Annotated in this window: 11 protein-coding genes; 4 read left to right on the top strand and 7 right to left on the bottom strand. The window is 64.4% G+C overall.

Features of this window, described 5'->3' with window-relative positions:
- Positions 1-72: 72 nt before the first annotated feature.
- Both C484_RS18940 and C484_RS18935 read left to right on the top strand, forming a co-directional pair.
- On the top strand, positions 73-1,056 hold the full coding sequence (locus C484_RS18940) for an ornithine cyclodeaminase family protein (protein WP_006827496.1): 984 nt from the start codon (positions 73-75) through the stop codon (positions 1,054-1,056).
- 150 nt (positions 1,057-1,206) lie between these two features.
- Positions 1,207-3,207 carry a PAS domain-containing protein gene (locus tag C484_RS18935; protein WP_049915722.1) on the top strand — a complete coding sequence of 667 codons (2,001 nt, stop codon included), beginning with the start codon at positions 1,207-1,209 and terminating at the stop codon, positions 3,205-3,207.
- Between the two features lie 42 nt (positions 3,208-3,249).
- Here C484_RS18935 and C484_RS18930 read toward each other — a convergent pair whose 3' ends face one another.
- Both C484_RS18930 and purL read right to left on the bottom strand, forming a co-directional pair.
- On the bottom strand, positions 3,250-3,885 hold the full coding sequence (locus tag C484_RS18930) for a HalX domain-containing protein (protein ID WP_006827494.1): 636 nt from the start codon (positions 3,883-3,885) through the stop codon (positions 3,250-3,252).
- Positions 3,886-3,990: 105 nt separating this feature from the next.
- Positions 3,991-6,204 carry a phosphoribosylformylglycinamidine synthase subunit PurL gene (gene purL / locus C484_RS18925; protein ID WP_006827493.1) on the bottom strand — a complete coding sequence of 738 codons (2,214 nt, stop codon included), beginning with the start codon at positions 6,202-6,204 and terminating at the stop codon, positions 3,991-3,993.
- A 135-nt stretch (positions 6,205-6,339) separates the two neighbouring features.
- On the opposite strand from purL, the gene C484_RS18920 reads away from it, so the two are divergent.
- Complete coding sequence (locus C484_RS18920) at positions 6,340-7,026, top strand: PHP domain-containing protein (RefSeq protein ID WP_006827492.1); 687 nt, start codon at positions 6,340-6,342, stop codon at positions 7,024-7,026.
- Complete coding sequence (locus C484_RS18915; protein ID WP_006827491.1) at positions 7,023-8,123, top strand: asparagine synthase C-terminal domain-containing protein; 1,101 nt, start codon at positions 7,023-7,025, stop codon at positions 8,121-8,123. The genes C484_RS18920 and C484_RS18915 overlap by 4 nt, the downstream gene beginning before the upstream one ends.
- A 39-nt stretch (positions 8,124-8,162) precedes the next feature.
- Here C484_RS18915 and C484_RS18910 read toward each other — a convergent pair whose 3' ends face one another.
- The 5 genes from C484_RS18910 to C484_RS18890 all read right to left on the bottom strand — a co-directional run bounded on the left by C484_RS18910 (position 8,163) and on the right by C484_RS18890 (position 13,334).
- Positions 8,163-8,498, bottom strand: coding sequence for a cupin domain-containing protein (locus C484_RS18910; protein WP_006827490.1), 336 nt, complete (start codon positions 8,496-8,498; stop codon positions 8,163-8,165).
- Between the two features lie 59 nt (positions 8,499-8,557).
- The gene (locus tag C484_RS18905) at positions 8,558-9,649 is read right to left on the bottom strand and encodes an Mrp/NBP35 family ATP-binding protein (RefSeq protein WP_006827489.1); all 1,092 of its coding nucleotides are present in this window, start codon (positions 9,647-9,649) and stop codon (positions 8,558-8,560) included.
- A 363-nt stretch (positions 9,650-10,012) separates the two neighbouring features.
- A complete protein-coding gene (locus C484_RS18900; protein ID WP_006663753.1) occupies positions 10,013-10,327 on the bottom strand; it encodes a hypothetical protein in 315 nt (104 codons plus the stop codon).
- A complete protein-coding gene (gene nrfD / locus C484_RS18895) occupies positions 10,324-11,697 on the bottom strand; it encodes an NrfD/PsrC family molybdoenzyme membrane anchor subunit (protein ID WP_006827488.1) in 1,374 nt (457 codons plus the stop codon). The genes C484_RS18900 and nrfD overlap by 4 nt, the downstream gene beginning before the upstream one ends.
- Positions 11,694-13,334 (bottom strand): 4Fe-4S ferredoxin N-terminal domain-containing protein, encoded by a 1,641-nt coding sequence (locus C484_RS18890; RefSeq protein WP_006827487.1) that lies wholly within the window; start codon positions 13,332-13,334, stop codon positions 11,694-11,696. The genes nrfD and C484_RS18890 overlap by 4 nt, the downstream gene beginning before the upstream one ends.
- Between the last annotated feature and the right edge of the window lie 197 nt (positions 13,335-13,531).

The raw sequence follows: 13,531 nt of genomic DNA, 5'->3' as shown, positions 1-13,531 counted from the left end.
CAGAATCGGGCCGCCTCAATCGGCAACATAGACTGAAGTAGCCGCCGACCAACGGTCGAGTAGAACAGCGCAATGGTTCGCGTACTCTCTGCCGATAACGTCGCGTCGGTGCTCGATATCGACGCACTCCTACCCGTCGTCGCCGAGGCGTTCGAAAAGCAACACGCGGGCGCGGTCGAACGACCCGACCGACCGCACTATCCGTTCGGGATCGGTCTCGACCCCGACGCGCCCGCGGAACCGACCGGCACCGGACTCTGTATGCCGGCGTACGTCCACGGTGCAGACTACGTCGCGACGAAACTCGTCGCCGTCTGCGAGGACAACGTCGCTCGCGGACTCCCGACCGTCACCGCACAGCTCGCCCTGACGGACGCGGAAACCGGACAACCGGTCGGCTACCTCGCCGGCAACCGCATTACCAACGCCCGAACCGGCTGTATCGGCGGGCTCGCCGCTCGCGAACTCGCCGTCGACGACCCCATCGATTTGTCCGTCATCGGCGCTGGCAAGCAAGCCCGCTGGCAGACCCGCGCCATCGGCGCCGCGACCGACGCCCTCGAGTCGATCCGCATCTACGCCCCCAGCGACTCGCGGGTCGACTGCGCCGCCGAACTCGAGGCCGAACTGGACGTTCCCGCACAGCCGGTTTCGAGCCCGCGCGATGCCGTCGCGGACGCGACCGTCGTCGTCACCGCCACGACGAGTTCAGAACCGGTGTTCCCCGGCGACGAACTCGCGCCGGGAACGCTCGTGATCGCCGTGGGCGCGTACACGCCCGAGATGCGTGAACTCGACGACGAGACGGTCGAGTGCGCGGCTCGGATTTTCGGAGACGTGCCCGAAGAAGCCGCGGAGACGGGTGACCTTCGAGGCCACGTCGACCGCAAGGTCGAACCGTTCGGGGCCGTCATCGCAGGTGATCGCGGGCGCGAGGCGGACGAGGAGATACTCGTCGTCGAGAGCGTCGGATCGGCGGTGCTCGATGCGGCGAGCGCCGAGGCGATTTTCGATCGAGCGGTGTCGCGCGACGTTGGGACGAAAGTTGCACTCTGACTGTCTAACCTGTGTTGCGCTCTCGGCCGCGACACTGAAATACGGGCTTCGATAAGTATCCCTAGAGTAGCTGGTAATGGCTATCACGAGCGCCGATCCCCTCGGGGGAGGGGCTGACGGGAACGTAGCGGTGACGATGGGTGAGCGACCGTGACACTGCGGTCTGTGCCAGTCGTCGACCGTATCACGGACGCGTTTTTCGCGCTCGATACGGACTTTCGGTTCACCTACCTCAACGACCGAGCCGAGACGCTGCTGGAACGCTCGCGGGCGGATCTGATCGGGCGCGTCATGTGGGACGAGTTCCCCCAGACCGTCGAGACGCAGTTTCCGGACGGGTTTCATCGCGCTATGGATACCCAGACGCCGGTTTCGTTCGACATCTATCACGCGCGACTCGAAACGTGGTTCGAAGCGACGGCCTACCCCTCCGAAACCGGGCTCTCGGTGTACATGCGCGATGTGACCGAACGCAAACAACAGGAGCGGACGCTCGCCCAGCACGCGGCCGCCGTCGAGGCGATTTCGGACGGCGTCGTCACGCTCAACGGCGATCGAGAGATCGTCTCGGTCAACGAGGCCATGGAGCGGTTCCTCGGCGTCGATCGAGCGGACCTGCTCGGTGAGCACGTCGAGATAATTCCGGAGCGAGCCGCAATCGACGCCGACGACGCCGTCGAGATCGGGCGCGCGATTACCGACGTAGACATCGGCACGGCCGAGACGCGCCGGGTGGAGGTGCCGTTTACTGACGCCAGTGGAGCGGATCGAGTGGGCGAGTTCAGATTCGTCCCCGTTGAGGACACTCGGGCGACGATCGCCGGGATCGTCCGCGACGTCACCGATCAGCACGAGTACGAGCGCGTCGCGGCCTCGCTTCACGAGATCACCCGGTGGTTGCTCGAATCGGACGATCCGGAGGAGATCTGTTCGATTGCGGTCCACGCCGGCAGCGACCTGCTCGATTTGCCGATCAGCGGCGTCTGGTTGCTCGACGACGAACAGGGATATCTCGACCCCGTGGCTGGAACCGCTGGTGCCTACGAAGAGTTCGGTGGACTCCCTCGGTTTACCCCACCCGAGGGCCTCATCTGGGACGTGTTCGAATCCGGCAGCGTCGAGCGATTCGACGACCTCTCGACGGTCGACGGCCTGTACAATCCCGACTCGCCGATCCGGTCCGAAATCATCGCACCGATCGGCACCCACGGCGTCCTGATGACCGGCTCCCTCGAAGCCGACCGATTCGACGACACCGATGTCGAACTGCTCTCGACGCTCGTCGAAAACATCCGCGCAGCCCTCGACCGGGCCGACCGCGAACAACTGCTTCGCGACCGCACGACCGAACTCGAACGTCAGACCGAACGCCTCGAAGGCATCGCCGAGGTCCTCTCGACGGATCTGAAACGCCAACTCGACGCCGTCGCCGACGCCCTGGCGGACGAACGAGCGCGGACCGGCAACGACTCCTGGGAGTTCCCGCTCGCCGAGGACTCGGTCACGACGATGCTCGACCGCACCGAGCGCCTCGTCGACGACGTGCGCGAGTTCGCCCGGAACGCGACCGCCGTCGGCCCGCGAAACCGCATCCTCCTCGAACGCGCCATCCGAGACGCCGCGGCGAACTCGCGGCTCGACGAGTCAGCGCTCGATCTCGACTTCGAGCACGCGGCGGCGCTCCGAGCCGACGCCGAGCGGTTCGGCCACCTGCTGGAAACGGCGTTCGACGACATTGCGGCCCGCGCACAGGCCTCGGAAAGTGAGGGGGCAAGCGAGACGAGAGACGAGGCTAGGGTCAGCAGTGAGGACACCAACGAACGGAGTCCTCCCGTTCGTGTCAGCGTCGGACTCCTCGGAATCGACGACGACCAGCCGGCACACGAGGAAACGCAGGCCGTCATCGGCACCGAAACGGGCCGCGAACAGTCCCGCGGGTTCTACCTGCTCGATACCGCCGCAAAACGGCCCGCAACGCTGGACGAGCGCGCGTTCGATCCGACGGACGACGACGGAACGGGAATGGACGGCCTCGGCCTCACGCTGGTCCGTGCCATCGCCGATGCACACGACTGGACGCTCTCCGTCGACGACGCGACAAACGGTACTCGAATCGAAGTGCGAGACATAACAACGCTCGAACCGCTGTAGGCGTTATAGACTCTGTAGGCGCTGTAAAAAGCGGCCTATTGCTCACTCTTGCTCTCTTGCAGTCTCTGTCTCGCACTCACCCTGTGTGTGCGCGAGTTCAGCCATTGGCTCGCGCATGAACTCGCGACAGAGCTGGCGGTGGGCGTCCTGGTCGATGAGGGCGATCATCGTCTCATCGATGCGGACGCGGGAGACGGCGAGGCGATCCTCGAGTGCCGCATACTCCTGGCTGGCGAGCAACTCGGCGTCGGTCTTCTCGGAGTCGAGTAGAGCCTTTTTCGAGGCCAGCGAGAAGAACTGCTGGAGTTGATCGTCGTAGGTCGAGCGCAATAGAAGTTGGTCAACGACCTGCAGGAGTTCGTCCTTCGAGACGGGTTTGACGAGGTAGTCGTCGAAGCCCATGCCGACGATGTCGAAGTCCGGTTCGACTGCGGTGACCATCGCGACGCGACAGTCGAGGTCACGCTCGCAGATCGTCTCGAGGACGGTATCGCCCGAGAGGGTGGGCATCCGACGGTCGAGCAGGACGACGTCGACGGCCGCGTCGATCGCGTCGAGTGCCTCGGTGCCGTCGGATGCGGTTCTCGTCTCGTACTCGTCGCCGAGCCAGACGGTGTAGAGGGTTGCAAGATCGGGCTCGTCCTCGACGATCAGGACGGTCGGGGTGTCGGTAGCCATGAAACGGGGTCCTCCGGCGGTCGTCGCGGTGACGACCGGTTCGTCAGGGCAGTCTCCCTACAAATATATCAACATATCGGGATGGAACGAGACGAACCCGTCGCCCTACGCGAGTTCAGTCTCGATGGTCGCGCGTCGCTCCCGGATCTCGTCCGCCGCGATCGTGACCTGGTCGTCGCCGACCGAGAGCGTAAGCGTACCGTCGTCAGTCGCGGAGCCGAGGGAAACGACCGGGGCGATGCCGTCGAATGCCTCTCGGACCGCTGCGGGCGAGTCGGTCTGGATCAGCGCGCGACCCGGCTGTTCGTGGAAGAGTGCACCCAGCGGGTCGCTCGCCGGAATCGAAACGTCGAGGCCGGCATCATCGGTCACCATCTCCGCGAGCGCAACCGCGAGGCCACCGTGGCTCACGTCGTGCACCGCGAGCGTCGCGTCGTCGTCCGCGACGGCCGCCAGCGTCTCGACGAGTTCGGCCGGCGCGCTCGGCAGCGCGGGGAACCGATCGCTGCCGTCGAACTGCGCGAGGTACTCCGAGCCGCCGAGGCTGAACACCTCATCGTCGCCGTCGAGCGCGCGGTCGCCGACGAGGAGGAGCTCGCTTTCGTCGGCGGCCTGGACCGACAGCGACGGGGCATCGTAGCCTGGTTTCGTCCCGACCATCGCGAGCGTCGGCGTGGGCGGGATGGGGCCGGCGACGGAGTCGTTGTACAACGAGACGTTGCCGCCGACGACGGGCGTCGAAAGGGTCGCGCACATGTCGGCGAGACCGTCGACGATGCCGGTGAACGCGCCGTAAACGTCGGATTTCTCCGGGTTGCCGCCGTTGAGGCAGTCGACGGCGGCGAGCGGCGTCGCGCCCGTGGCCGCGATGTTCGTCGCGTTCTCGAGTGCGACTGCGCGTGCGCCCTCGTAGGGCGCGGCGGCGGTCCAGTTCGGTGCCGCGCCGGAGGAGATGGCGAGGCCAGTGTTTGCTTCCCGGATTGCGATTATGGCTGCGTCGTCGCCCGGGCCGACGCTCGTCCGAACGCCGACTTCGTGGTCGTACTGGCGGTAGACCCACCGTTTCGAGGCCGTGCTCGGACTCGAGACGACGGCGTCGAAGGCGTCTTCGAGATCGGCGTCGGGCAGGTCGGTATCCGGTTGAGCGGGCTCTGCAGCGGGCAGGTCGTTCATCGGCGCGCCCTCGCCGAGGAAGTGCGCATCGACGTCGACGACGGTTTCATCCTGATGGGTACAGACGTAGTTTCCGTCCGTTACGTCGCCGATAACCGAGCAACCGAGATCGAAGCGCTCCGCGATCTCGCGGACGCGATCGACGTTCTCGGGATCGACCTCGTAGCACATCCGCTCCTGAGACTCGGCGAGCAAGATTTCGAGCGCCGACATGTTCGGCTCGCGCTGGTGGACGCGTTCGAGTTCAATTTCGGCACCGAGACCGCCTTTGGCGACGAGTTCACTGGAGGCACCGCCGAGGCCGGCGGCACCGAGGTCGCGGGCGGACTCGATCAGGCCCTCGTCGACGAGTTGTTCGTTGGCCTCGATAAGGAGTTTCTCGGCGTAGGGGTCGCCGACCTGGACCGCGGGGCGGTCTTCGGTTTCGGCGTCTTCGGCCAGGTCCTCGCTGGCGAAACTCGCGCCGCCGAGGCCGTCGCGGCCGGTCGCGTTGCCGACGAGCACGAGTTTATTGCCCGGTTCCTGGGCCTCGGCGGTGACCAGTCGCTCCTCGTTCGTCAGGCCGACGCAGGCGACGTTCACCAGCGGATTGCCCTCGTAGTCGGCGTGGAAATCGACGCTGCCGGCGACCGTCGGGACGCCAATGCAGTTGCCGTAGTGGCTGATTCCCTCGACGACGCCCTCGAGCAGGTACCGCGAGTGCTCGCGACCGAACTCGCCGAAGTAAAGCGAGTCCGCGAGTGCGATGGGATAGGCACCCATCGAGAGGGTGTCTCGGACGATGCCGCCGACGCCGGTCGCCGCGCCGTCGAACGGGTCGACGTAGGAGGGATGATTGTGGCTCTCGATCCCCATCGTGATGCAGGTCCGCGACCCGTCTCCGCTTTCGGTTGCGCCCGTTCCCTCGTTCGCGCCGTCTCCCGCATCGTCGTCCGCGCGCTCGGGCAGTGCGATGACCGCCGCGTCGTCGCCCGGGCCGATGACGACCCGTTCGCCCTCGCTCTCGAACGCCGACAACAGCGGTCTCGAGGAGCGGTACGCACAATGTTCGCTCCAGAGGTTCTCGAACAGCGCCGCCTCCGCCCGGGATGGCTCTCGCCCCAACTCCTCGACGACGAGTTCACGATCCGAATCGGCAAGGCTCATTCACCTAGGTGATGAAAGTCGGGGAGTAAATGGGTTTCCATATCCATGATCGTGGATACCTGTGCGTGTGCCAGCGAATTACGAACCGCCCGGCGGACCGAGGCGCTTTTGATCAGGCGAGATAAACGTACGGGCGTGCTGTCGGTCGAACTTCACGCCCACTCGGCGCTGTCGTACGACGGCCGGGACCCGGTCGAGCTCATCTTGGAACAGGCCGAAGCCGTCGGCCTCGACGCGATCGCCGTCACGGACCACGACGAGATCGACGCGAGTCTCGAGGCCGCCGACCGCGCCCCCGCGTACGGCCTGGTCGGCATCCCAGCGATGGAAATCTCGAGCAAAGCCGGCCATATCCTGGGCTTCGGCCTGGACGAAGCCGTCCCGCCCGGACTCTCCTACGAAACGACGCTCGACGAGATCCATGATCAGGGCGGCCTCGCCGTGATCCCCCACCCCTTCCAGGAATCCCGCCACGGCGTCATGGCCCGCATCTCGCGCGACGAACTCGCGATGGGCGACGCCATCGAGGTCTACAACTCGCGGCTCCTGACCGGGCGCGCCAACCGCCAGGCCGAGCGCTACGCCGCCTCCCGAAACCTCCCGATGACCGCCGGCAGCGACGCCCACATCAGCGAGATGGTCGGTCAGGCCGTCACCCGCGTCGACGCCGACGAACGGTCCGTCGACGCCATCCTCGACGCCATCGCGGCCGGCCGAACCTCCGTCGAAGGCAAACGAACGCCCTGGCGAATCAGTTTCCGCCAGGCCGCCGGCGGCGTCTCCCGCCGCGTCCGAAATAGCGTCATGGGACTGTTCCAGTGACACGATCACTCCGCGGGGCCGATCCCGAAACCGTTCGCGCGGCGCTCGAAACCGACGATCCGCTCCCCGGCACCGCCGGCTTCGCCGGCGAACTCGACGGCGAACTCGTCCGCGACGCCCTCGGACGCGTCCCGCTGTTCGTCGAGGCCGACCGCGACCCGACCGACGTGTGGGTCTTCGACCCAGCTGAACTCGACGACCCCGTCCAGTTCCCCGCCGGTGCCGTCGCCGGCCCCGACGATTCGACGCCCGAACGGCGCTGGACGCTTCCGGACCCCGATCCGATCGCCGACCGCGAGCGTGCACTCGACGAACTCGACGCCGCCATCCGATCCGCGGCCGACGAGTTCAGAACCGACACCACCAGCGTCGCCGTCGCCTTCTCCGGCGGCGTCGACTCCGCGCTCGTCGCCGAACTCCTCGACGCCCCGCTTTACGTCGTCGGCTTCCCCGACAGCCACGACATCGCCGCCGCCCGCAGCGCCGCAGACGCGATGGATCGCGATTTGACCGTCGTCGAACTCGACCCGACCGACCTCGAACGCGCGGTCCCCGCGGTCGCACGCGCCACCGGCCGCACGAACGCGATGGACATCCAGATCGCGCTCCCGCTCTACCTGGTCGGCGAGCGCGTCGCCGCCGACGGGTTCGACGCCCTGGCCGTCGGCCAGGGCGCGGACGAACTCTTTGGCGGCTACGAGAAGGTGGTCAGACTCGACCACCGCGTCGCGGCCGAGACGACACGCGGGGCCGTCCGCGAACAGATTCTGAGCCTTCCCGATCAGCTTCCACGCGACGTTCGCGCCATCGAGGCGACCGGGCTCGAACCCGTCGCGCCCTTGCTCCACGACGACGTGGTCAGTGCGGCACTTTGGCTCCCCGACGAACTCCTTGCGGACGAGGAGACGCGAAAGCGCGGATTCCGGGCGGTCGCGGCTGACTACCTCCCGACGGAAATCGCCGAGCGGGACAAGAAAGCGGTCCAGTACGGCAGCCTCGTCGCTCGTGAACTCGATCGGCTGGCCCGGCAGTCGGGATATAAGCGACGGATGGACGACCACGTGACGAGGTACGTCGAGTCGCTGCTGGACGACTAAATCGGCTCCCGTCTGTATCAGGGTGCGGGCCGCAGGATTTCAGGACGGCATCGGACACAGACTCGCGGTGAAGATCACCGTCTCGTCGGTCTCGTTTTTCGCACCGTGAGCGACGCCCCGTTCGTGGTGGACGACACCCGGCGCTTCGACCGGTTCCTGCTCGTTACCTTGCACGACTGTTACCGTTCCCTCGAGAACGTGAAAGACGTTCGTACTCGTCCCGTGTTCGTGCGCATCGAGTTCAGCGCCGGGCCCGAGTGCGAAGGCCTTGACGAGCGCGTCGTCGCTGACGACGAGTTCGGCCGTTTCGAGGTCGCCTGGTTCCGGGTCGAGGTCGGTGACGACGTCGTCGTAACTGTCGAGTGGGGTGGACATGTACCCGAGTAGTTCACACTCGAGGCAGATAAAGCGCTACGGACGGAGCGACACCGCCGTCAGTCTTCGACTTCGGTCGGCAACCGGTCGTCGGGTTCGTCAGAGGTGTGCTCGTTGACGGTCCGGCGGTTCGTCTCGCCGATCCGGTCTGCGATCTCGCCGACGACTTCTTCGACGGATTCCTGAACCGGACTCTCGTCGTCCTTGACGAGCGCGCCCTCGCTACCCTCCGCACCGAAGTCGGGGTGGATCGGGATCTGACCCATCAGCGGCACGTCGTACTTCTCGACGATCGAGTTCGCGCCGTCGGTGCCGAACAGGCCGTGCTGGTCGCCACAGCTCGGGCAGACGAACGAACTCATGTTCTCGACGACGCCCAGGACAGGGGTGTCGTGCTTGTTGAACATCTGGATTCCCTTTCGAGTGTCCTCTAAGGCCATCTCCTGGGGCGTCGTGACGACGACCGATCCCGTCACCGGCATCGACTGGAGCAGGTTGAGCGTCGCGTCGCCGGTCCCCGGCGGCAGGTCGACGATGAGGTAGTCGAGGCGACCCCATTCGACGCCCTCCAGGAACTTCATCATGAACTTGTTGACCATCGGGCCGCGAAGGATCGCCGGGTCGTCGTCTTCCTCCGTCATGAAACCCATACTGATGACGCGCACGCCGTCGGAACGGGGCGGCACGATGTCCTCGCTCGGCGTGACGCCGGGTTCGCTCTCGACCGGCAGAATCTTCGGGATGTTCGGCCCGTGAATGTCGGCGTCGAGGATGCCAACCATCGCACCGCGCTTTTCGAGGCCGGCCGCGAGATTCGCTGCGACCGTCGTCTTTCCGACGCCACCCTTCCCGGAGGCGACCGCGATGACGTTGCGCACGCGGGGGAGAACCTCGTCGTCGAACCCGTGTTCCTCGCCGACGTGGGCCCGCAGGTCCACCTCAAGTCCGGCCTCGTCACAGATTTCGCGGATCTGGTTCCCCAGTTCCATCTCGGAGGGCGCGTACGGCGCGTTAAACGCGAGCGAGATACGGGCCGTTTCGTCCTCGATCCGAACGTCATTGACGAGTCCCAGCGAAATGATGTCCTCGCCGATGTCCGGGTCTTCGATCCCCTCGAGTTTGATCTTGAGTTCGTGTTCTGTGATACTCATACTGTCTGTGTCTGTTAGTCAATTGGAGGGCGTCGAGCGGGATACGTGTGATGGTTCAGGGTGACCCATCGATCGATGTACGGAGCCCCATCGCGTGCCGATCATCGAATAGATTCGGGACCTGAACTCGGAAAGCGGAAAGTGCGGAGACAAACGGTTGAACGAGAACAGAACGGACTAGAACAGAGGGAACAGACAGAACCGATACGATACCCGGACGACCGGACTGGACGGTCGACGGACGACGATGGACGATGGGCGATGAACGTTGATCGCTCCGAGTTCCACTCGAGACGAACTCGCGTGCGTATCGACGGAGAAAAACCGGAAAATCAAACCGAACTCGTCGGTGAACGGGCTCCGTTACGGGCCGGGAGCGGTGATCGGTTCGGGCATACCGCCGTAGAAGAGGATGCCGATAAGCATGGTAATGAAGAACATGCCGACCCACATCGATGTGGTCAACCCGACGAGATAGGTCACGCCGAGCAGTCCGGTCTTCGTATCGCGCGGCTTCCCGACGAACCAGGCGATGAGCATGATATAGACGGGAACCAGGATAATGGCGAAGATGACCCAGGTCCCTTCGTTGGCGAAGCCGGTGAAGCCCTCGGTACCGTCGTAGTTGTGGTACAGAACGGTCGAGAGGGCAGTCATCAGTGTTGGAATGAGGCTCATGCTTTCACCTCCGGTTCGGTCTCGGTTTTAGTTGTCTCTTCGTGGTCATGCTCATGGCCGTGGTCGCCGGTCAAGTGTTCAATCGCGTGGAGCTCGACCACGGGGACGAGCTTGGCGAGGTTGAGGAACAGGAGCGCAACGAGAGAGACCGTTCCGACGAGTGACAGGATCTCGATCAGGCTCGGGAAGTACGTGCCGGGGGTTGCGGTGTAGATGTCGAACGTCGGGGGGAAGAACCCTTCGACGACGAACAGGATCTTCTCGGTCAGCGTCCCGGCCAGGATCGCACAGCTGGCGATGAGCGCTCGCGTCTTACTGAACAGGGCGGGACGGATTGCCTGCAAGAAGATGTACACGAGCGTCAGGAAGATCATCGTCATCGCGACCTGGTAGGCCGGGTGGGCCATTTTCCCCTCGGCCGCGTGTTGCGTGTTGAGCGGGCCGAGGAAGGCGCCGTTGAGAACGGACTGTAGCTGGAACCACAGGAACAACAGCGTGAAGAAGCCGAGCCACAGAAGCAGGCCGCGGAAGATGTCGTCCGTAATGATGTGCTCCCAGTTGTAAACGCGTCGGAACGTATACGAGATGATCATCACGCCGCTGATCGCAGACATCAGCGCGATGCTCAGGAACATCGGTCCCTGAATGCCACCGGTCCAGGCGGGCATCGCCGGCAGCAGCGAGAACAGCCACGGGATGACGCCGCCGTGGAGCAAGAGCGGGGCCATGATGATGACAGCCGCTGCGAGCCACCAGACCATCCGCTGGATGATTTCGTCTTCCTTCTCGGAGTAGCCGAACGTGATAATCTTGTAGATCGGCTCGAATTTATCCGGCAGATCGTCGCGCAACCGGTTGACGTCGTACCGTATCGTCAGACCGAGGTAGGTCGCCGACAGCACGAAGTAGGCCGTAATGACGGTCACGTCCCACACCAGCGGCGAGTTGTTAACCGTGATGTGGAAGTGTCCGAGAACGCTCGTGACCATTCGGTCCGGACGGCCCATGTGGACCAGAATGTAGAATCCGGCGGCCGAGAGCCCACCGATCGTCGTCATCTCCGCGATACGAGCGACCGGCATATACCGGTCCATCCCGAGGAGTCGAACGGACGCAGACAGGATGATCCCGCCGTGTGCGACGCCGACCCACCAGATGAACGCGCCGATGTACAGTCCCCAGGTCGCACCGCCACCGGTACCCCAGTCGCCCAGGCCGGTGACGATCAGGCCCTTCTCGAGCTGGTAGGCCCAGGCAATGAGGAAGGCGATGAGTCCCAGTGCTGCAACGCTGTAGACCGCGAGGTACTTCTTCGAGAACGTCCCGATGGGGCGAAGAATATCCGCCTTGGATGGCGTCTTGGTGCTCATAAACTCACCCCGGCGTCACCGACGGTGCCCTCGTCGAGGATTTCCTCCTTGCGGTTGTCGACGAGGTTCGGCTCGGATCCGTCGGAACGCTCGTATTGGGTATCCTCGTATGCGACCGGGCCCTCGACCTGTTCGGCGTTCGGACCGGGTTCGTTCCCGAGGTACGCGACGTTCGGGTTGGTACCGACGTCTTCGAGCAGCCGGAAGTTCGACGCCGGAGTACCGGCGAAGGCTTCGAGGGCGTTCTGTGCATCGAGTTCGTCCGCGCCCTCGAACTCTTCGTCTTCGTCCGGTTCGTCGGCGAGATCGAGTCCGACCAGCACTTCCTGACTGTCGAGGTCGAGTCCGTGTTCCTCGAGCACGTCGAAGATCTCGATGATGTTCTGCTCGTAGTCGACCGAGTCGGCATCGCCTTCGCCGAAGTTCTCGGTGACGATCTCGGTCGCTTTCATAAGCTGAAGCGTTTCTTCGTCGAGGTCTTGGGACGCCTCGAGAACGGACTCGAGGTCGGCGTCGGCGTCCGCGAGATCCTCTTCGAGACCGGCGACCTCCGGGATTGCACTCTCGGCACCGACCTGAATCAGTGTTCGGCTTCGGCTCGGGTTATCCAGGTACCGCTGCGGGTCGCTTTCCTCGTCGCGCATGTTGCCGAACTGGATTGCGTCCGGCGGACAGGCATCCTCGCATGCGGAGGTACCCACCTTGTCCTCGCCACTTAATCCGTCCTGACGGGACGGGCACATGGTACATTTGCTCATCGTTCCGCGCGGCGAGCGACTGTCGACCCACCGATCGCGGTCGTCGACCATCATGTCGCCTTCGCCATCGTTTTCCGGGTCCGCTGCGATCTCCTCGGTGGAAATATCCGGTTCGTCCCACTGGAAGTAGTTGACCCCGTAGGGACAGGCGACCTGACAGTACCGACAGCCGATACAGACGTCGTAGTCGGTCAGTACGAGGCCGTCCTTGTCCCGCGTGTGGCGGGCCGTCGTCGGACAGACCTTCTCACACGGCGCGTCGGTACAGTGCTGACACGGTCGGACAAGGCGATTTTGGCTCGTGTCCGCACCGCCGTCCTCGTAGTCGAGGACGTACATCCAGTTGACGCCCTGGTCGAGGTTGTTCTCCGAGGCACACGCCTGGACACAGGAGAGACAGCCGTCACAGCGTTCGAGATCGATCGCCATGCCCCACTGGGTGTCGCCCTCCCGGTGGGCTTCCGTTGCGTGCCCTCCCGATTCGTCGGCGACATTTGGCTGACCGCCCTCGGCGGTCCCCCAGGCACCGAGACCGACAGCCGCCGCGCCGACGCCCATCTTCTTCATCACGTCGCGGCGACTCTCGTCGCCGTCGCCGTCGAAGCTCTTGAGCATCTCGGCGAAGCCGCCGGCGTTCTTCTTGGCCTCCTCGTAGGCTTCCTCCGTCGGGCGGTCGTCGACGCCGAACTCGTCCATCACGTCCTCGTGATATTTCTCGTGGAAGTCGGCTTCCGACAGCTCGCCCTTGGTGACGCGCATCGCGTCCTTGGCCATCTCCATACCGAGGTCGCTATCGTACTCGGTATCGTCGAGCATCGTCTCGAGTTCATCCTCCCACTCTTGGCCGAGTGGGTGGAACGATTCATCGTCCGTACTCATCTGCTTAGAACACCTCTTGACATACGATTCCAGTCATGTCGTGAGTACGCAACGGCACCCACTTGAATACGTTCATTTGCGGTTCCTCTACAGCGCACTCACAACTTGAGCCCGATGAACCGTCGAGCCGATTTCCACGTCGTGAGAATGGGGGCGAACATATTCGTTGATATAAAATAGGGAGAAACGGACGTGTG

Source organism: Natrialba taiwanensis DSM 12281 (assembly GCF_000337595.1).
Classification (GTDB): Archaea; Halobacteriota; Halobacteria; order Halobacteriales; family Natrialbaceae; genus Natrialba; species Natrialba taiwanensis.
Note: the sequence above shows the minus strand (reverse complement) of the source record. Positions and strands in the feature narration are given on the sequence as shown.

Bases quoted from the DNA above. Each gene is read 5' to 3' on its own strand.
- C484_RS18940 (WP_006827496.1), top strand. From the start codon at position 73: ATGGTTCGCGTACTCTCTGCCGATAACGTCGCGTCGGTGCTCGATATC.
- C484_RS18930 (WP_006827494.1), bottom strand. From the start codon at position 3,885: ATGGCTACCGACACCCCGACCGTCCTGATCGTCGAGGACGAGCCCGAT.
- purL (WP_006827493.1), bottom strand. From the start codon at position 6,204: ATGAGCCTTGCCGATTCGGATCGTGAACTCGTCGTCGAGGAGTTGGGG.
- C484_RS18910 (WP_006827490.1), bottom strand. From the start codon at position 8,498: ATGTCCACCCCACTCGACAGTTACGACGACGTCGTCACCGACCTCGAC.
- C484_RS18905 (WP_006827489.1), bottom strand. From the start codon at position 9,649: ATGAGTATCACAGAACACGAACTCAAGATCAAACTCGAGGGGATCGAA.
- C484_RS18900 (WP_006663753.1), bottom strand. From the start codon at position 10,327: ATGAGCCTCATTCCAACACTGATGACTGCCCTCTCGACCGTTCTGTAC.
- nrfD (WP_006827488.1), bottom strand. From the start codon at position 11,697: ATGAGCACCAAGACGCCATCCAAGGCGGATATTCTTCGCCCCATCGGG.
- C484_RS18890 (WP_006827487.1), bottom strand. From the start codon at position 13,334: ATGAGTACGGACGATGAATCGTTCCACCCACTCGGCCAAGAGTGGGAG.